This window comes from Streptomyces sp. NPDC088910 (assembly GCF_044749865.1).
Taxonomy (GTDB): Bacteria; Actinomycetota; Actinomycetes; order Streptomycetales; family Streptomycetaceae; genus Actinacidiphila.
The window spans coordinates 267011-285289 of record NZ_JBIVIV010000012.1 but is presented as its reverse complement, the minus strand read 5'-3'; the positions used below and the strand labels follow the sequence as shown (position 1 = coordinate 285289).

At 73.3% G+C, this 18279-nt stretch carries 15 protein-coding genes; 8 read left to right on the top strand and 7 right to left on the bottom strand.

Going from position 1 to position 18279, the window contains the following annotated elements; translation table 11 throughout:
• The first annotated feature begins 68 nt into the window (after positions 1-68).
• Positions 69-866, top strand: coding sequence for a peptidyl-tRNA hydrolase (locus ACIP4Z_RS26595; protein ID WP_401312171.1), 798 nt, complete (start codon positions 69-71; stop codon positions 864-866).
• Between the two features lie 162 nt (positions 867-1028).
• The gene (locus tag ACIP4Z_RS26590; protein ID WP_401312168.1) at positions 1029-1523 is read left to right on the top strand and encodes a hypothetical protein; all 495 of its coding nucleotides are present in this window, start codon (positions 1029-1031) and stop codon (positions 1521-1523) included.
• Here the strand turns inward: ACIP4Z_RS26590 and hemQ are convergent.
• Positions 1472-2224: a hydrogen peroxide-dependent heme synthase gene (gene hemQ / locus ACIP4Z_RS26585; RefSeq protein ID WP_355338673.1), complete on the bottom strand. Its 753-nt coding sequence runs from the start codon at positions 2222-2224 to the stop codon at positions 1472-1474. The genes ACIP4Z_RS26590 and hemQ overlap by 52 nt on opposite strands.
• A gap of 84 nt (positions 2225-2308) precedes the next feature.
• The gene (gene hemG / locus ACIP4Z_RS26580) at positions 2309-3721 is read right to left on the bottom strand and encodes a protoporphyrinogen oxidase (protein WP_401312164.1); all 1413 of its coding nucleotides are present in this window, start codon (positions 3719-3721) and stop codon (positions 2309-2311) included.
• Positions 3722-3869: 148 nt separating this feature from the next.
• Between hemG and ACIP4Z_RS26575 the strand changes: the two genes are divergently transcribed.
• Positions 3870-5000: a DUF4349 domain-containing protein gene (locus ACIP4Z_RS26575; protein ID WP_401312161.1), complete on the top strand. Its 1131-nt coding sequence runs from the start codon at positions 3870-3872 to the stop codon at positions 4998-5000.
• A 4-nt stretch (positions 5001-5004) separates the two neighbouring features.
• Here the strand turns inward: ACIP4Z_RS26575 and hemE are convergent, their stop codons facing one another.
• A complete protein-coding gene (hemE, locus tag ACIP4Z_RS26570; protein WP_391048758.1) occupies positions 5005-6045 on the bottom strand; it encodes a uroporphyrinogen decarboxylase in 1041 nt (346 codons plus the stop codon).
• A gap of 594 nt (positions 6046-6639) precedes the next feature.
• On the opposite strand from hemE, the gene ACIP4Z_RS26565 reads away from it, so the two are divergent.
• The 5 genes from ACIP4Z_RS26565 (at position 6640) to ACIP4Z_RS26545 (ending at position 13286) form a co-directional block, all read left to right on the top strand.
• On the top strand, positions 6640-7272 hold the full coding sequence (locus tag ACIP4Z_RS26565; RefSeq protein ID WP_188280407.1) for a DUF3000 domain-containing protein: 633 nt from the start codon (positions 6640-6642) through the stop codon (positions 7270-7272).
• A 247-nt stretch (positions 7273-7519) separates the two neighbouring features.
• Entirely contained in the window at positions 7520-8185 is a 666-nt protein-coding gene (locus ACIP4Z_RS26560; RefSeq protein ID WP_188280408.1) for a LuxR C-terminal-related transcriptional regulator, read from the top strand.
• A gap of 216 nt (positions 8186-8401) precedes the next feature.
• A complete protein-coding gene (locus ACIP4Z_RS26555; protein ID WP_391163883.1) occupies positions 8402-9658 on the top strand; it encodes an HRDC domain-containing protein in 1257 nt (418 codons plus the stop codon).
• A gap of 284 nt (positions 9659-9942) precedes the next feature.
• Entirely contained in the window at positions 9943-11163 is a 1221-nt protein-coding gene (locus ACIP4Z_RS26550; RefSeq protein WP_355338657.1) for an acetyl-CoA C-acyltransferase, read from the top strand.
• Positions 11160-13286 (top strand): 3-hydroxyacyl-CoA dehydrogenase NAD-binding domain-containing protein, encoded by a 2127-nt coding sequence (locus tag ACIP4Z_RS26545; RefSeq protein ID WP_401312154.1) that lies wholly within the window; start codon positions 11160-11162, stop codon positions 13284-13286. The genes ACIP4Z_RS26550 and ACIP4Z_RS26545 overlap by 4 nt, the downstream gene beginning before the upstream one ends.
• Before the next feature lie 93 nt (positions 13287-13379).
• Here ACIP4Z_RS26545 and ACIP4Z_RS26540 read toward each other — a convergent pair whose 3' ends face one another.
• The 4 genes from ACIP4Z_RS26540 to ACIP4Z_RS26525 form a co-directional block, all read right to left on the bottom strand.
• Positions 13380-14372 carry an SPFH domain-containing protein gene (locus ACIP4Z_RS26540; RefSeq protein ID WP_355338651.1) on the bottom strand — a complete coding sequence of 331 codons (993 nt, stop codon included), beginning with the start codon at positions 14370-14372 and terminating at the stop codon, positions 13380-13382.
• The gene (locus ACIP4Z_RS26535; protein ID WP_401312151.1) at positions 14369-15634 is read right to left on the bottom strand and encodes a peptidoglycan-binding protein; all 1266 of its coding nucleotides are present in this window, start codon (positions 15632-15634) and stop codon (positions 14369-14371) included. The genes ACIP4Z_RS26540 and ACIP4Z_RS26535 overlap by 4 nt, the downstream gene beginning before the upstream one ends.
• Before the next feature lie 180 nt (positions 15635-15814).
• Positions 15815-16681 carry a thioredoxin domain-containing protein gene (locus tag ACIP4Z_RS26530; RefSeq protein ID WP_391048769.1) on the bottom strand — a complete coding sequence of 289 codons (867 nt, stop codon included), beginning with the start codon at positions 16679-16681 and terminating at the stop codon, positions 15815-15817.
• Positions 16682-16724: 43 nt separating this feature from the next.
• Positions 16725-18239 (bottom strand): glycosyltransferase, encoded by a 1515-nt coding sequence (locus tag ACIP4Z_RS26525; RefSeq protein ID WP_401312148.1) that lies wholly within the window; start codon positions 18237-18239, stop codon positions 16725-16727.
• Positions 18240-18279 lie beyond the last annotated feature (40 nt).

The window sequence follows — 18279 nt, the reverse complement described above, 5'->3', positions numbered from 1 at the left end:
CTTCCGTACGCACCGACGCCGCACGCCACGGCGGATCGGCGTCTAGCAGCGGGTGGCAGACTGGGGCGGTGAGCAGCCCCTTCCAGCACCAGGCCGCCGACCGCGACGCGGCACCCCAGTTCGTCCTCCCGCTCGTCGTCCGGATCGAGCGCGACGCGCCCCCGACCCGTACCGACGCTCTGGAGACGGCGGCGCGCGCCGTCCTCACCCTGCTCTGCGACGAGCGCGCGACGGCCGACGACGGCGAGTGGGCGCAGGCCGTACGGGACTGGCAGGACGCCAGGATCCGCAAGGTCGTACGGCGGGCGCGCGGAGCGGAGTGGCGGCGGGCGGCAGCCCTGCCGGGCATCACGGTGACGGGATCGGGATCGGGATCGGGGTCCGCGTCGGGATCGGTGCCGGGGGCGGACGCGGAAGCGGGTACGGCCGATGTGCCGCCCGCCGAAGTGCGGGTCTACCCGCCCGTGCCGCTCGACGGCTGGCCGAAGGAACTGGCCAAACTCCAGGTCTCCGGAACGGAGTTGGACGACCCGGAGCCGCCGTCACCGCTCGAACCCGGCGACCCGCGCCCCGTGCTGTGGATGAATCCCGCCGTCACCATGTCGGCCGGGAAGGCCATGGCCCAGGCCGGGCACGGCGCCCAACTCGCCTGGTGGGAGCTGTCGGACGCCGACTGCGACGCCTGGCGCGCCGCCGGTTTCCCCCTGGCCGTCCGCACCCCCTCCCCCGCCCTGTGGACCCGCCTGAGCGCCTCCTCGCTCCCCGTCGTCCGCGACGCGGGCTTCACCGAGGTCGCCCCGGGCTCCGCCACCGTGGTCGCCGACCACCCGTCCCTGCGCGCGCATCCCGCCCCCGGCACGCTCTGACGGGCCCCGCCAGCCCGATCGCGGAGTTATCCACAGGCCGAGAACGCGGTGTCGGCGGAGTCCGGTAGAAATCCCTCATGTGGATTCTTCTGCTGCTCGTCGCGTGTGCCGCGGCGACCGCCGCCGGCGCGCGCCTGTGCCTGGCCGGGGTCGCCGCGGCCGGTGGAGCGCCCGGAGAGCGGCGGCCCACGGACGGCGTCGAACTCGGGCGGTACGAAACGGCGTTCCTGGCCGGAGGCCGTACGCGCGCTCGGCGAGCGGCTGGTGGCCGCCGGGCTCGGGGTTCCGGCGGCGGCGCGCGAGCGGCTCGCGGCGGGGGTGCGGCAGGTGCGCGGCGCCACCGGGCTGACGTTGGCGATGGCGGTGGCCACCGTCGCCCTGAACGGGTCGGTCCGTGCGCTGGACGGCACACCCGCGCTGCTCTGGTACGTGCTGCCGCTGCTGCTGACGGGGGCGTGCGTCGAGGTCTATCCGTACACGCGGTGGGCGGCCCCGGCCGGGCAGGAGGCGCTCCGGGGGATACCCCGGAACGCGCCGCCGCTGTCGGCCCTGGCCGCCCGTGGGCCGCACACGCTGCGCGACCCCGCGATACGGGCGCTGCTGCGTCAGGCCAGGCCCGCGACCAGGTCGGCGATCTCGCGGCGCCGGCCGGTGTAGAAGGGGACTTCCTCGCGGACGTGCAGGCGGGCCTCGGAGGCGCGCAGGTGCCGCATGAGGTCGACGATCCGGTACAGCTCGTCGGCCTCGAAGGCCAGGATCCACTCGTAGTCGCCGAGCGAGAAGGACGCGACGGTGTTCGCCCGCACGTCGGGGTAGCCACGGGCCATCTTGCCGTGGTCGGCGAGCATCCGGCGGCGGTCCTCGTCCGGCAGCAGGTACCAGTCGTAGGAGCGCACGAAGGGATAGACGCTGACCCACTCGCGCGGCGTCTCATCGGCGAGGAAGGCCGGAACATGCGACTTGTTGAACTCCGCCGGGCGGTGCAGCGCCATGTTGGACCACACCGGCTCCACCGCGCGCCCCAGCTTGGTGCGGCGGAAGAGGTTGTACGCCTCCTGCAACTCCTCGGCCGTCTCCGCGTGCCACCAGATCATCAGATCGGCGTCGGCCCGCAGCCCCGAGACGTCATAGGTCCCGCGGATCGTGATGTCCTTGGCGGCGAGCTGCGCGAACAGCTCCTCGACCTCGTCCGCGTACCCGCCGCGGTCCTCGGGCAGGGTGTCGCGCAGTCGGAACACCGACCAGAGCGTGTAGCGAATGACCTCGTTGAGGTCCTTGGCCTTCTTCCCCGCGTTGGGGGCCTTCGCCGACGTGGCGTCGGCGGAATCGGAAGCGCGGTCGGCAGTCGAGTCGGTCATACCCCCCATTCTCCCGCGCCCCCCGACGCTTCCGGCACCAGGGTCCCCCACGACGCCCCGCGGGGCCGCCCGGCGCGGAGCCGTTCAGCCCCGCGGCAGCAGCTCGGCCGCGGCGCGGTGGGCGCCGGCGATGCAGGCGGGGATGCCGACGCCGTCGTACGCGGCGCCGCAGGCGGCCAGGGCGGGGAGCTTGGTGAGGTGTTCGCGGACGCGGGCGACGCGGGCGAGGTGGCCGACCGGGTACTGGGGCAGACCCGCGGTCCAGCGGGTGACGCGGGCCGCGATCGGGGCGGCGCGCAGGCCCACGGCGGCCTCCAGGTCGTCGCGGGAGAGGCGGACGAGGTCGGTGTCGTCCCAGGCGAGGTCCGCCTCGTCGCCGTGGCGGCCGATGGAGGTGCGCAGGACGACGGTGTCGCCGCCTGCCTCGCCGAGCCAGCCCCATTTACGGCTGGAGAAGGTGGACGCCTTGATGGTGCGGCCGTCGACCGGCGGGACGAGGAAGCCGCTGCTGTTGGGCAGCCGTGTCATCTCACGGCGGCGGAAGGCCATGGTGACCAGCGCCATGCCCGCGTATTCGACGGTGTCCAGTTCGGCCGCGGCGGCGGGCGACTCGGCGGCGAGCAGCCGGGCCGCGGTCGGCGCGGGCACGGCGAGCACCACGGCGTCGGCCTCCAGCGCGCGGCCGTCGAGGCCGACCTGCCAGCCGTGCGGGGTGCGCCGCAACTCGCGTACGGGCGCGTCGGTCTCGATGGTGACGCCCGCGGCGCGGCACGCCTCGGCGACCGCGAGCGGCAGCCGTCCGACACCGCCGCGAATGCCGTTGAAGACCGGTCCCGCGCCGCCCGCCCTGGCCGCGGCCCGGCGCTGGATGTCGCGGGCCGCCTCGATCAGGGAGCGCCCGGTGCGCATGGCCTCGAAGAGCTGCGGCACCGCGGCGCGCAGCGAGATCTCGTAGGCGTTGCCCGCGTAGACGCCGCCGAGCAGTGGTTCGACGAGCCGGTCCACGACCTCGTGGCCGAGCCGGGCGGCGACGAAGGCGCCTACCGCGACATCGTCGCCGAGTTCGGTGCGCGGCAGTACGTGGTCCAGCGGGAGCCTGGCGAGACCGGCGGCGGACAGCACACCGGACGAGGCGAGCGGACCGAGGTCGCCGGGCACGCCCATGACGTGTCCCTTGGGCATGGGCCGCAGCTTGCCGCGCGTCCACAGCGCGGCGCCGAGCACCGCGGGCGGCTCCAGGTCGTCGCCGAGCCCGACCTCGCGGGCCAGGGCGATCGCCTCGGGGCGGCGGGCCAGCATCGACTCGGCGCCGAGGTCGACCGGCACCCCGGCGATCTCGTCGGCGTACAGCTTGCCGCCCAGCCGCGACGACGCCTCCAGCAGCGTGACGCGGACGCCCGCGCCCGCCAGCCGGTGCGCCGCGGCGAGTCCGGAGATTCCGCCGCCGATGACGATCGCGTGTTCAGGAGCGCCCGTGCCGTTGTGCGTCTGGCTCATGCGTCCACTGTCTCAGACTCCGTTCCGAGTTCCGAACGTGATCCCATCGCTACCGCGGAACCGCAACCCGGCGCGGACCGTCCACGTCCAACTGTCACTACAGGTCACTAGGCGGGCCTCACGAGGCCCGCACCTGGGGGGAATTGACGTGAGGACACACAGACCCGGAGCGCCGCGCACCGGACACGCGCACCACGCCGGCCGGCGCGGACGGCGGCGGCTGGCCGCCGTCCCTGCCGTGCTGCTGCTGGCCGCCTCGCTCGCGGTCGCCGGGTGCAGCAGCGAAAGCCGCGGCGCTTCCGACAAGGCCGCCGCCCCGGCGGCCCGCGGCCAGGACGACAGCGGCAGCGACTCGATGAAGAACGGCGGCAGCGGTACGGACGCCGGGAACGCGCCTTCCGGTACGCCCGGTTCCGCGTCGGACAAGGCCGCCACCACCGGCAACAGCGGCAAGCCGTCCGCGCCCAGCTACCTCGTCCGTACGGCCCACCTGACCGTCCGCACCCCGAAGGTGGGCGACGCGCTCGACAAGGCCCGCGCGATGGTCGCCGACGCGGGCGGTTACGCGGGCACCGAGGACACCTCGGTCGACGCCGGGGGCCACGAGCAGTCGACGATCCAGCTCCGGGTGCCGCCCGCGGCGTACGACGGTCTGCTGACCCGGCTGGCCGGGCTCGGCACGCTGATGGAGCGCAAGGTCGGCGTCGAGGACGTCACCGGCCAGGTGGTCGACGTGCAGAGCCGGATCAAGTCGCAGCAGGCCAGTGTGGCCCGGGTGCGCAAGCTGATGGACCAGGCGGGCTCGCTCAGCGACGTGGTGTCGCTGGAGCGCGAACTGAGCACCCGCGAGGCCGACTTGGAGTCCCTCCAGGCACAGCAGGCGGCACTGCGGGAGCGGACGGATCTGGCCACGGTGACGCTGCGGCTGGTCGAGCCGCCGGTGAAGCACGTCGCGGCGAAGCCGAAGCCGAAGCACGAGGACGGTTTCTGGACGCAGGTCGGCCACGCGCTGGGCGGCGGCTGGCACGCCTTCTACGTGACGATCCGCGGTGTGCTGGTCGTCCTGTCGGCGGTGCTGCCGTTCCTGGTGGTCGCGCTGGCCGGCTTCATCGGCTACCGGCTGGTGCGCCGCCGCTGGCCCCGGCAGGAGCCGCCGACGATGGCGCCGCGCCCCTGGAGCCCGTCCTCGCACGCGCCGATCCACCCGCAGCGCACGCCCTCCACGGCTCCGGCGGGTACGGACGCGCCGGAGCGTGCGGAGGAGCCGCCGACGGACTGAGCCGTCACACCTCGGTCGAGGTGTGCACGAAGTCGACGAGACGGGTGAGAGCGTCCGGGTCGGTGCTGGGCAGGACACCGTGGCCGAGGTTGAACACATGGCCGGTGGCCGGGGCCGCGTCCAGCACCTCCCGGGCCTTCGCCTCGACGGCCGCCGTCGGGGCGAAGAGCACCGACGGGTCGAGGTTGCCCTGGAGCGCCTTGCCGGGACCGACCCGACGGCCCGCCTCGTCCAGCGGCACCCGCCAGTCGACGCCGACGACGTCCGCGCCCGCCTCGCCCATCAGACCGAGCAGTTCGCCGGTGCCGACGCCGAAGTGAATGCGCGGGACGCCGTAGTCCTCGACCGCGTCGAAGACCTTCACCGACGCGGGCATCGCGTAGCGCCGGTAGTCGACGGGCGCGAGCGCCCCCACCCACGAGTCGAAGACCTGGACGGCGCTCGCGCCCGCCTCGATCTGCACCTTCAGGAAGCCCACGGTGATGTCGGCGAGCAGGTCCAGCAGGTCACGCCACAGCTCGGGGTCGCCGTACATCAGCGCCTTGGTCCGCTCGTGGTTGCGCGACGGGCCGCCTTCCACGAGGTAGCTGGCCAGCGTGAAGGGCGCGCCCGCGAATCCGATCAGTGGCGTCTCGCCGAGTTCGGCCGTCAGCAGGCCGATCGCCTCGGTGACGTAACCGACGTCCTCGGGCTCCAGCGCCCGCAGCCGCTTCAGGTCCTCCCGTGTACGGATCGGGTCCGCCACCACCGGGCCCACGCCGGGCTTGATGTCGAGGTCGATCCCGATCGCCTTGAGCGGCACCACGATGTCGCTGAAGTAGACCGCCGCGTCGACCTTGTGCCGCCGCACCGGCTGCATCGTGATCTCGGCGATGAGGTCGGGCCGCGTGCACGAGTCCAGCATCGCGACGCCCTCGCGAATCTTCAGGTACTCGGGCAGCGAACGCCCGGCCTGCCGCATGAACCACACCGGCGTATGCGGCACGGGCTCGCGCCGACAGGCGCGGATGAACGGGGAAGCAGCGGTCTGCTGGTGCGCACTCACGCCGAGAATCCTCCCACGTCTCCCCCACCACCCCCACCAAGGGGGCTGCGCCCCGAGCACACATCCGGGCGCTGGGGTTCGCCCCCAGGGTGCGTCTACGCGAGGGGCTGCGCCCCTACGGCACCGCTGCGCAGGTGGGTTCGCCGGTGGGGTGCGTTTGCGCGAGGGGCTGCGCCCCTACGGCACCGCTGCGCGAGGTGGGTTCGCCGGTAGCCAGCGAGCCAAAGGCGGCGCCGGTGTTGAAAGGGAGAACGCGCACAGCGACCGAGGAACGAGGGAGCGAGCACGATCGACCGTCGACACCGGATTTAAGCCGCCGGAGGCGAGAGGGCGGCAAAAAAAGGGAATCGCGGTGAGCATAGAAAAGACGGCTCCCACGCACGGTCCGCCGTGACGCTGAGCCGACACAAGAGCGCCCCCCTTGACGTTCACCCCCCACAGCCACCCCAGCGGCGAACCCCGCCGCGCAGTCGGGGGGTTGGGGGCGCGCGGCAGGCGCAAGGGTGCTCCTCGCGGGGAGCGGGAAGGCGCCCCGAAGGGCAATAAGGGTGTTGTTCCGAGCCCGGAGGGCATCGGCGGCTTAGTCTTCCGGGCATGGCAGCGGTTCACGGGCACCTCGGCGACGGCAGTGACGACGTCCCCCTCCCCTTTCGGCGCTCGGTGGACACCCTGCGCTCGGTGCGGGTGAGGCCGGAGGTCAGGATCGAGGAGACGGCCGCGCCGAAGCGGCTGGCGTCGTACGCGTACGCGCTGGAGGCGACGGTGCTGGCGGACGGCGAGGAGCTGGCCGACGGGCGGTTGGTGCTGCTGCACGAGCCGGACGGGCACGAGGCGTGGCACGGCGCGTTCCGCCTGGTGACGTTGGTGCGGGCCGAGTTGGAGCCGGAGATGGCGGGGGATCCGCTGTTGCCCGAGGTGAGCTGGTCCTGGCTGACCGGGGCGCTGGCGGCGCGCGGGGCGGCGTACAACGACCCGAGCGGTACGGTCTCGCGGGCGTCGTCGCACTACTTCGGCGCACTGGCGGACCGGGTGGACGACACGCAGATCGAGATCCGGGCGTCCTGGACGCCGAGGGAGCGGGCGGGGGGCGCACCCGAGGTGGCGGCGCACCTGGCGGCCTGGTGCGATCTGCTGTGCGCGTGCGCGGGTCTGCCGCCGTCGGAGGGCCCGGAGCCGTTGGTGCGCGGGGGCAGCGGCGTGGTGCCGATGCCGAAGCGCCGTACCTGAGTCCGTCAGACCGCTTCCGTAGCCCGGCGTACCGCCCCGGCCTGCGGTGACGTCACGCGCCCCCGATGGCGCGCCCCCGCGCACTCCCCGGCGTATCGCGCGGCGCACTCACTTCTCGCATGTTCGATTTCTCGTCCGAATTGCCGGAAATGATCCTCAATAAATCGTGATCTTTCCCTAAAGGCCGGAGCAATTGCTGCCGAAGGAGATTGTGACCGTTTCAGTCCCCTTTGCCACAGGAGGCCCGGTGTCCGTTCTTCTCGAGCAGCCCACGAGCCTGGTCGCCTACCGCCCCAGCAAGCCGACGGCCATGGTCGTCGTAGCCGACCCCCGCGTCCGCTCCACTGTCACCCGACACCTGTGGGCTCTCGGGGTTCGCGACGTGATCGAGGCCTCGTCCATCGCCGAGGCCCGTCCCCGGGTCGGTAACCCCCGCGACATCTGCGTCGCCGATGTCCATCTCCCCGACGGCTCCGGCCTCACCCTGCTCGCCGAGACCCGCGCGGCAGGCTGGCCCAACGGCCTCGCACTCTCCGCCGCCGACGACATCGGCGCCGTGCGCAACGCGCTTGCCGGGGGGGTGAAGGGCTATGTCGTGACCGGCACCCGCAACAGCCCCGGCGGTCTCGCCACCCGGCCGGGACTGGCTCCGCTGGGCGCCACCGCGGCCCGTATGCAGCGCCGCCCGCCGGGCGCCCCCGGCCACCCCAGCGGCTACCGCGAGCTGTCCGGCCGCGAGGTCGAGGTCCTGCGGCTGGTCGCGGAAGGCCAGTCGAACAAGGCGATCGGCGTCTCCATGGGCCTTTCGGCGCTGACCGTCAAGAGCCACCTCGCCCGGATCGCCAGGAAGCTGGGCACCGGGGACCGCGCCGGCATGGTCGCGGTGGCCCTGCGCACCGGAATCATCCACTGAGGCCCCGGCCGTGAGCGACCCCCCGGCGGAACGTTCCGCCGGGGGTCGTTTCGTATACGCGCGCCCGTGTCCGCGCGTACGCCCGCCGTATACGCGCGCGCGTCGGCCGTCGTGGCGGTGCCGCGGCCCCGGCGCTCAGGGACCCGGCGGCGACGTACCGTACGCCCTGTCCGTTGGATCTCCACCTGACACGCCGTACCCGGCTACCCTTAACAAGTGACCGACGCCAGAGAGACCGCAACCCAAGCAGGCCCGGCGCCGGTCCCGCTGCTGGACCCGCGCGAGGGAATCCCGCCGGTGACCGCCAGCCCGGAGGCTCTCGCAGATGTCGTCGCGGCTTTCGCCGCGGGTTCCGGTCCGGTCGCCGTCGATGCCGAGCGCGCCTCCGGCTACCGCTACGGGCAGCGGGCCTATCTGGTCCAGTTGCGCCGCGCCGGAGCAGGGACCGCGCTGATCGACCCCACGGGATGCCCCGACCTGTCCACCCTGGGCGACGCCCTGACCGGCACCGAGTGGGTGCTGCACGCCGCCACCCAGGATCTGCCGTGCCTGTCCGAGATCGGCATGCACCCCACCTCGCTGTTCGACACAGAACTGGCCGGGCGGCTGGCCGGGTTCGCCCGGGTCGGCCTCGGCGCGATGGTGGAGAACGTACTGGGCTTCGCACTGGAGAAGGGCCACTCGGCGGTGGACTGGTCCACCCGCCCGCTGCCCGACCCGTGGCTGCGGTACGCCGCGCTCGACGTCGAGCTGCTGGTGGATCTGCGCGACGCGCTGGAGGAGGAGCTGCGCACCCAGGGGAAGCTGGAGTGGGCGCTCCAGGAATTCGCGGCCATCGCCGCCGCCCCGCCGGCCGCGCCGCGCGTCGACCCCTGGCGCAGGACCTCGGGCATGCACAAGGTGCGGCGGCGTCGGCAGATCGCCGTGGTGCGCGAGCTGTGGCTGGCGCGCGACCGTACCGCCCGTGAGCGGGACGTCTCCCCCGGCCGGGTGCTCAGCGACGCCGCGATCGTGACGGCGGCGCTGGAGAGCCCGCCGAACGCGCACGCGCTGGCCGCCCTGCCCGGTTTCGGGCACCGGATGGGCCGCCGCCAGCTCGACCAGTGGCAGTCCGCGATCGACCGGGCGCGCGCGCTGCCCGAGCGGGAGCTGCCGCAGCCCGCCGCCGCGTACACCGGCCCCCCGCCGCCGCGCGCCTGGGCGGACAAGGACCCGGTCGCCGCCGCCCGGCTCTCCGCGGCGCGCGCCGCGGTGAGCGCGCTGGCCGAGGAGCTGAATCTCCCCCAGGAGAATCTGATCACCCCGGACACGGTGCGTCGGCTGTGCTGGGCGCCTCCGGCGAACGCGAGCGAGGAGGTCGTGGCCGCCCAGCTCGCGGAGATGGGCGCCCGCCCGTGGCAGGTCGAGCTGACCACCCCGCTGCTGACGGTCGCGCTGACCGCCCGCCCGGCGGACCCGCCCCCGGGCGAATAGCCCGCCGGGGCCGGTGGCCCGTCCGCAGTCGGCGGTTCCCCGTCCGTGGTCCTGCGTCGGTGGTCCGCCGCCGGTGGTTCCGTGTCGAACGGCCGACCCGCCCGCGGCGCTCCCTCAGGCTCTCCCCCACAGGGGTAACCTTCGGTAACATCCGTGCGATGTGAGCTGCGCCGCTTCCGCGAGGGAAGCTGTGCACATGAGTTACCGACGAGTAGCATGTGAGGCGAGCCGTAGGAAGCGTGCTTCAGCGCCGCGTTCCACATCGTCGAAGAGGGAGACCCACCGTGCCTCGTACCGGAAGGGACGTCGTATTCGTTGACGGCGTCCGCACCCCGTTCGGCAAAGCGGGCCCGAAGGGCATGTATCACGAGACCCGGGCCGACGACCTGGTGATCAAGTGCATCCGGGAGCTGCTGCGGCGCAACCCGGATCTGGACCCGGCGCGGATCGACGAGGTCGCGGTCGCCGCGACCACGCAGATCGGCGACCAGGGCCTCACCCTGGGCCGGACGGCGGGCATCCTCGCCGGGCTGCCGACCACCGTGCCCGGTTTCTCCGTCGACCGGATGTGCGCGGGCGCGATGACCGCCGTGACGACCACGGCCGGCGGCATCGCCTTCGGCGCGTACGACGTCGTGGTGGCCGGCGGCGTCGAGCACATGGGACGGCACCCGATGGGCGAGGGCGTCGACCCCAACCCGCGGTTCGTCTCGGAGAAGCTCGTCGACGAGTCGGCGATGTTCATGGGCATGACCGCCGAGAATCTGCACGACCGCTTCCCGCAGCTCACCAAGGCGCGCGCCGACGAATTCGCCGTCCGCAGCCAGGAGAAGGCCGCGAAGGCGTACGCCAACGGCCGGATCCAGCAGGACCTGGTGCCGATCGCGATCCGCCGCACCACCCCCGAGGCCGGGGAGACCGGCTGGGGCCTGGCGACGGCGGACGAGCCGATGCGGCCGGGCACCACGCTGGAGCAGCTCGCGGGTCTGAAGACCCCCTTCCGCCCGCACGGCCGGGTCACCGCGGGCAACGCGGCCGGTCTCAACGACGGCGCCACCGCCTCGCTGCTCGCCGCGGAGGACGTCGCCAGGGAGCTGGACCTGCCGGTACGGATGCGCCTGGTCTCGTACGCCTTCGCGGGCGTCGAGCCCGAGGTGATGGGCATCGGCCCGATCCCGGCGACCGAGAAGGCGCTGGCCAAGGCCGGTCTGTCGATCGGCGACATCGGCCTGTTCGAGATCAACGAGGCGTTCGCCGTCCAGGTGCTCTCGCTGCTCGACCACTACGGCATCGCCGACGACGACCCGCGGGTCAACCAGTACGGCGGCGCCATCGCCTACGGCCACCCGCTGGCCTCCTCCGGTGTGCGGCTGATGACGCAGCTCGCCCGGCAGTTCGAGGAGCAGCCGCACGTGCGCTACGGCATCACCACCATGTGCGTCGGCTTCGGCATGGGCGGCACGGTCATCTGGGAGAACCCCCACTTCGACGGAGGCACCAAGTGAGCAGCACCACCGAGCTGTTGAAGGGGGCGGCCGAGCGGTTCCCCGGCGAGGTCGTCACCCAGGCCCAGGTGCGGCACCTGGAGCTGCCGGGCGCGGGCCGTTTCGCGCTGATCACGCTGGACAACGGCCTGGACCACACCAAGCCGACCACCTTCGGCCCGCAGTCGCTGGCCACCCTGGACGCGGCGCTCGACCAGGTGGAGAAGGAGGCGGCGGAGGGCGCGATCACCGGCGTCGGCATCACCGGCAAGCCGTTCATCTTCGCGGTCGGCGCCGACCTCAAGGGCGTCGAGGTGCTCAGGACGCGCGACGAGGCGCTGACCATCGGCAGGAGCGGTCACGAGGTCTTCAAGCGGCTCCAGTCCCTGGCCGTGCCGACCTTCGCGTACTACAACGGCGCGGCCATGGGCGGCGGTGTCGAGGTCGGTCTGCACTGCACCTACCGCACGGTGTCGGCCTCGCTGCCCGCCTTCTCGCTCCCCGAGGTCTTTCTCGGCCTGGTGCCCGGCTGGGGCGGCTGCGTACTGCTGCCGAACCTGATCGGCGCGGACCGCGCGGTCACCGTCATCATCGAGAACTCGCTCAACCAGAACCGTCAGCTCAAGGGCGCCCAGGTGTACGAACTGGGCATCGCCGACGCGCTGTTCGAGGCGGCGGACTTCCTGGAGCAGTCGCTGGCCTGGACCGCGGCCGTCCTCAAGGGCGAGCTGGAGGTGGACCGGGCCGAGGTGGACCGCGGCGAGGCGTGGGACCAGGCCGTGGCCCGCGGCCGGGCCGTCGCGGACAGCAAGGTGCACGGGGCGGCCCCTGCCGCGTACCGCGCGCTGGACATCATCGCCGCGGCGAAGAACGGCGATCTGCGGCAGGGCTTCGACGCCGAGGACGCGGCGCTGGCCGACCTCATCATGGGCGGCGAACTGCGCAGCGGCATCTACGCCTTCAACCTGGTGCAGAAGCGCGGCAAGCGCCCGGCGGGCGCGCCCGACAAGTCGCTGGCCCGCCCGGTGTCCAAGGTCGGCGTGGTCGGCGCGGGCCTGATGGCCTCGCAGCTCGCGCTGCTCTTCGCCCGCCGCCTGGAGGTGCCGGTCGTGCTGACCGACATCGACCAGGCGCGGATCGACAAGGGCGTGGGTTACGTCCACGGCGAGATCGACAAGCTGCTCGCCAAGGGCCGCGTCGGCCAGGACAAGGCCAACCGCCTCAAGGCGCTGGTCTCCGGTCACCTGGACAAGGCGACCGCCTTCGGCGACGCGGACTTCGTCATCGAGGCCGTCTTCGAGGAGATGGGCGTCAAGCAGCAGGTCTTCGCGGAGCTGGAGGCGGTGGTGCGCCCGGACGCGATCCTGGCCACCAACACCTCCTCGCTGTCGGTCTCCGAGATGGCCTCGAAGCTGGAGCACCCGGAGCGGGTCGTCGGCTTCCACTTCTTCAACCCGGTCGCGGTGCTGCCGCTGCTGGAGATCGTCCGCGCCGAGCGGACCGACGACGCGTCGCTGGCCACCGCCTTCGGCGTGGCGAAGAAGCTGAAGAAGACCGCGGTGCTGGTCAAGGACGCCCCGGCGTTCGTCGTCAACCGCATCCTGACCCGCTTCATGGGCGAGATCCAGAACGTCATCGACGAGGGCACGCCGGTCGCCGTCGCGGAGAAGGCCGTCGAGCCGCTCGGCCTGCCGATGTCGCCGCTGGTGCTGCTCGAACTGGTCGGCCCGGCCATCGGTCTGCACGTCTCCGAGACGCTGCACGGCGCCTTCCCCGACCGCTTCACCGTCTCGGAGAATCTGGCGGCCGTGGTCAAGGCGGGCAAGCGCGGCTTCTACGTCTACGACTCCGGCGTGCCGGAGCTGGACCCCGAGGTCGCCGCGCTGCTCAAGCAGGGCGACTCGGTGCTCACCGAGGCGCAGGTGCGCGACCGGGTGCTGGACGCCGTCGCGCAGGAGATCGGCCTGATGCTGGACGAGGGCGTGGTGGCCGAGGCGCAGGACATCGACCTGTGCCTGATCACCGGCGCGGGCTGGCCCTTCCACCTGGGCGGCGTCACCCCGTACCTGGACCGCGAGGGCGTGTCCCAGCGGGTGAACGGCAAGCCGTTCCTGGCGCCTGGCGTGGCGAGCGTCCCCGCCTAGGACGGACGCGGCGAAGCGCCGGACGGCCCCGATGTCAGGGGGCCGTCCGGCGCTTCGCCGTTCCGGCTCAGCTCACGCGGGTCCCGGCGCGGCTCACTTCTTCGGCACGGTCGTGCACAGCGCCACCGTCAGGTCCCGTACCAGCGCCTTGCGTTCGTAGTCGTCGAGCTGGACGAGGCCGCGCTCGGTGATGCCGCGGACGGTCTCGGCGACGGTGGCCAGGACGTCGTCGAGTACGGCTCTGCGGTGTTTGGCGTCCAGCGCGGCGATCTGGGCGCGCCGCATGGCCGCGGCGACCTCGGGGGCGTAGTCGAGGCGGACCGGGGTGGCCGAGAAGACCTCGATGCCGACCGGGCGCTGGTCGGCGGCGATCAGCTTGGTGAGGTGGTCGCCGAGCCGTTCGCTGTCGCGCAGGGTGGGCGCGGCGCCCCGGAAGTCGTCGGCCGGGTGCCGGGAGACGGCCAGCGCGACGGCGGCCTCGACCTGCTCGCGCAGGAAGAGGTTGTGGTCGTCGACGGCGAAGGCCGCCTTGGCGGTGTCCCTGACCCGCCACACCAGCAGGACGCTGAGCTGGAGCGGGGTGCCGTTGGCGTCGACCGCGTCGATCGGGCGGCTGCGCCAGTGCCGCAGGGACACGTCGAGCCTGCGGCGGGTGAGCAGCGGGCTGATCCAGAGCAGGCCGGTGCGGCGGACCGTGCCGCGGTAGGAGCCGTGCCGGGTGAGCACCCAGACGCTGCCGTTGCGGCCTCTGGTGAGGCCGCCCGCGGCGAAGGCGGCGACCGCGGCGAGCAGCAGGACGCCGCTCCACAGGCCGCTGGCGGAGCCGCCGCCGGGCGGGGGCGGCAGCAGGGGGCGGCCGGCCACGTCGGCGGGCAGGACGCCCGCGCGCCACAGCAGCCAGCAGACGCCGACGGTCGCGGCGAGCACGACGGCGGTCGCGGTCCAGCCGGGCAGGCAGGGCCCCGGCCGTTCGACGAGCTCCGGCGGGGCGGCGGGGGCGGGGTGGACTTCGGTGCCGCCGCTGTGGGCGGCCGGGCGGGTCTGCTCCGGCAGCCCCGTCCCGGCGGCGGTGGAAGATGTCGTCACGTGAACAGTCGTCTCCAGGTCTCGGGGCCGGGGTAGCCGTCCGCGTCGCGCCCGGTCCAGCCCAGGGACCGCTGGAACGCCTCGACATTGCGCCGGTCTGCCTCGCCCCATGTACGGCTGGGGCCCACCGTGTAGTTCTTGCCGAAGCCCTTGGCGACGAGCCGTTTGCCGAGGGCGAGTACCGAGTCGTTGGTCTGGCCGGGCCGGAAGGCGCCCGCGCCGGGGTAGGCCGGGGCCTTGGCGGGGGTGCCGCCGGAGGCCCGCGGGGCGCCGGAGATGTCGCGGCCCTTGTCCTGGACGAGGTACGACCAGGTCGTGGGGCCGGGCAGCCCGTCCGCGTCGCTGCCCGACCAGCCCTGGGCGCGCTGGAAGGCACTGGTCGCGCCGCGGTCGGACTCACTCCACTTCGGTCCGGGACCGACCTTGTAGTACGAGCTGGCGCCGCGGCCGACCAGCATGGTGCCGAGCCGGGTGACGTTGGCGTTGTCGGCGCCGGGGCCGAAGGCGGACGTGCCGGGGAAGGCCGTGGAACCCGACGACGACCCACCGGACCCCGATCCCGAACTGCTGCCACCCGCCAGATACTTGTACCGGTAGGGAATGTATTTCCCGGAATTGGACCAGTATGCGTACGGCGTGGTCTGGACCCGGGTGGCCGGGACCGTCTGCTCGTAGCCGGTGTACGCGGTGTGCGCGTCGTCCACCCAGCCGTCGAAGATGACCGTGTGCGACCCGTGTTCGGGGTCGGCGGCGTTGTGGAAGAGCAGGATGTCACCGGGCATCAGCTCGTCCTTGGTGATCCGGACGCCGTAGCCGGCCAGACTGCCGGTCCAGGCGCTGCTGCCCAGACCCCAGGCCATGGAGACGAAGCCGGAGCAGTCCTGCCGGTACCCGTCCTTCCAGTACGCGGTCATGCTGTACGGCACCTTGGCGTCCGCCCAGGTGCGGGCGCGCTGGATGATCTGGTCGCGGGTGAGCCGCAGGGGGGTGGCGGCCGGGACCGTGGCGGGGGCGGCGGCGAGCGCGGCGTGGCCCGTGGTGAAGGCGGTGGCCTCCGACGGCACGGGCACGGCGGCGACCGCTCCGGCGGCGCTGCCCAGCGCGGTGCCCGCGGCGGCGGCCACGACCACCACACGGGTCGTCGCGCCGGTGGCCGGTCCACCGGTGTCGCGCGCCATCGAGTCGGTGAGGCGCCGTCGGGCGCACTCCTCGCAACCGCAGGCGGGCAGCGGTTCGACGTCATCGAACACCGGTATGGACATGCGCACCACTCCTCCGTGATCGGGTGTCACATGCCTTTAGTACCCGATTTCGCCTAAAAGTTGACGAAATCTGACATACCGATGATTCAAAGGCACGAAACACCCGACCGCGGGGAGCGGCGGGACAGCGGAGCTACCGCGGTGCGGAAGACGGAGCGGCCGGAGAAATCCGACAGTCCGTCAGCCCAGCAGCGCGGGCGTGTCCGACGGCGTGGCCTGCACCGCGATCACGCGCTTGGCCTCGGCGAGCACCATCTTGCGCAGCTTCTGCGGGGTCAGCGTGGAGTGCACGTCCTTGACCGGCGTGCCGTTGATCTCCACCACCGGGATCGAGCCGAGGTCGGACTTCGCGAAGTCGTTCTGCGACTGCTGCACCCAGCCGTTGTGGTCGCCCTGCTCCAGGCACGGCTCGAAGGTGCTGAGCTTGATCTTCCCGGCCTTGACGGCCAGTTCCTTCAGGAAGTTCAGGTGGGTCAGCGTGTCGCTCTTCGGGTCCGGCTGGTGCTTCCAGACCTCCTTCATGAACTGCGTGAAGCGGCTCTGGTCCTGCGCGCACGCCGCCGCGTTGGCCGCGGTCTTGGAGCCCTCGCCGCCGTACTGCTGGTCGGAGGCGGTCACCAGGCGGTACTGGAGCTCCGCCTGGCCGGTCGTCAGCAACTGCGTCAGCGTGGCCTGGTACTCGTCGGCGAACGCCTTGGAGTCGGGGCTGCGCAGGTCCACGAAGATCGTGACCGTGACCGGCACGGACGGCCGCACCGGCAGGCCGAGCTTGGGGCCCGTGGGGGCGGCGCTGGGGCTGGGCGACGCGGTGTCCACCGGGCCCGTGGGCACGATGGGCGCGGCGATGACGCCCGAGGGCTCGCGCACCTTGTCGTCCTTGGTGCTGCGTACGTGCTGGCCGATCAGCGCGGACCCGCCGAAGACCACCACGATCGCGGTCGTGCCGACCGCGTAGGGCCGTACCCGGTCCAGGAGGGACTTGCGCTTGGGCTTGCTCCCCCCGTCCTTCGCACGGTCCTGGTTCCCGGGTCCCTTGGACTCCGTCATGACAACGCCACCTCGATATTGCCGCACCAGCTCTCGCGCCTTTTTACCATCGCCCCCATGCGCCACGTCCAGCCGGTCCCCCATGGGCGCCGCCGCGCCCGGCCGGTCCTGCGGCCTCGCGCGCCCAGACGACCGCGCCGTCGACCCTCGCCACCCGCCGGTAGCCGGAACCCAGCAGGTCACGCAGGGTCGGCGTGCGCGAGATCGCGTACGGGTCGCCGCGGGAGTCGTCGACCACCAGCGCGGGCGGGTGCGCGGAGAATTCCGCGCCGAAGGCACGCCAGGCGCCGGGGACCGCGTACCGCTCCCCCACCCGGACCCCGCCGCGCCCGCCGCTGAAGTTGGTGAGGAAGCCCGCGGTCAGATAGCGGCTGGCGGGCCGCCGGTCGGCGAACCAGTACGTCTCGGGGTGTATGCCCCACACCAGGACGCGGTCGTCGGGCGCGGTGTGCGCGCGGACCGCGGCGGCGACGGCGACCGCGTGGTCCAGCTCGCGGCTCGGCGCGGCCAGGTCCCAGACCAGGAATCCGGCGCAGGCCAGGACCGTCCAGTAGGTGACGGCGGCGCGCAGCCGGGGCAGCGCGCGGACGGCGGCCACGCCGATCAGCACCAGCGGGGGCACCATCTGGAGGAAGTAGTGGCCGTAGAACTGGAAGCCGGAGACCACGGCGGCCCCGGAGGCGGCCAGCCACACCCACAGGTCGGCGGGGACCGGGCGGCGGCGCAGCGCCCAGGCGGCGCCCGCGGCCAGCAGCATTCCGGCGGCGGCCACCGCCAGGACGCTGGCGCCGCCCGCCGCCCGGCTCAGCCCGGTCAGCCAGGCGCCGCGCGGCGAGACGTACTCGGCGGAGCCGGTGACCGTCCAGAACAGGAAGCGGCCGGGTCCGGTCAGCATGGCCACCGCGCCGACCGGCAGCGCGAAGCCGAGGCAGAGCCGCAGCGCGCCCGCGAGCGCCGGGGCGCGTCCGGCCCGCGCCGCCCGCCACAGCGTCCAGGCCACCGGGAGCAGTATCACCGCGCCGGTCTGCTTGGTCAGGGCCGCGCCCGCCACGGCCACGCCCGCCAGTCCCCAGCGGGACCGGTCGGCGCACCAGACGGCGGCGGCGGTCCACGGGAGTATGAAGACCTCGAAGGTGGCCGCCAGGGTGTCCTCGGGCGCGAGACCGACCGACAGCAGCAGATATCCCGCGCCCGCCGCCGCCCCCGACCGGTCGCCCCAGCGGCGGCGGGCGACCGCGGCCAGCAGCAGCGCGGTCGCCAGGTGCGCCAGCAGCGCGGCCGTGCGCGGCGGCCACAGCGAGCCGTCGCCGAAGACCGCGAAGAGCCCCTGGTACAGCCACGGCAGCAGCGGCGGCTTGCGGTCGACCACCGTGTCGTACAGCACCCCGCCGTGCGCCAGCAGCCGCGCCTGGACGGCCAGATAGCCCTCGTCGGGGTTCCACACCGGGCGGGCGAAGGACGGCAGGCGCAGCAGGACGGTGAGCGCCGCGAGCAGGGCGGCCAGCCGCGACCAGTAGCGCCGGTCGCGGCGGCCGGGGGCACCCGCGGGTACGGCCACCGGTACGGCCGGCCGCGCCGGCAGTACCGCGCTCGTCGGC

What these genes read in the sequence shown, in the direction of transcription:
- hemQ (WP_355338673.1), bottom strand. Translation starts at nt 2,224, where the DNA reads ATGACCGACTCGACTGCCGACCGCGCTTCCGATTCCGCCGACGCCACG.
- hemG (WP_401312164.1), bottom strand. Translation starts at nt 3,721, where the DNA reads ATGAGCCAGACGCACAACGGCACGGGCGCTCCTGAACACGCGATCGTC.
- ACIP4Z_RS26565 (WP_188280407.1), top strand. Translation starts at nt 6,640, where the DNA reads ATGGCAGCGGTTCACGGGCACCTCGGCGACGGCAGTGACGACGTCCCC.
- ACIP4Z_RS26535 (WP_401312151.1), bottom strand. Translation starts at nt 15,634, where the DNA reads ATGTCCATACCGGTGTTCGATGACGTCGAACCGCTGCCCGCCTGCGGT.
- ACIP4Z_RS26530 (WP_391048769.1), bottom strand. Translation starts at nt 16,681, where the DNA reads ATGACGGAGTCCAAGGGACCCGGGAACCAGGACCGTGCGAAGGACGGG.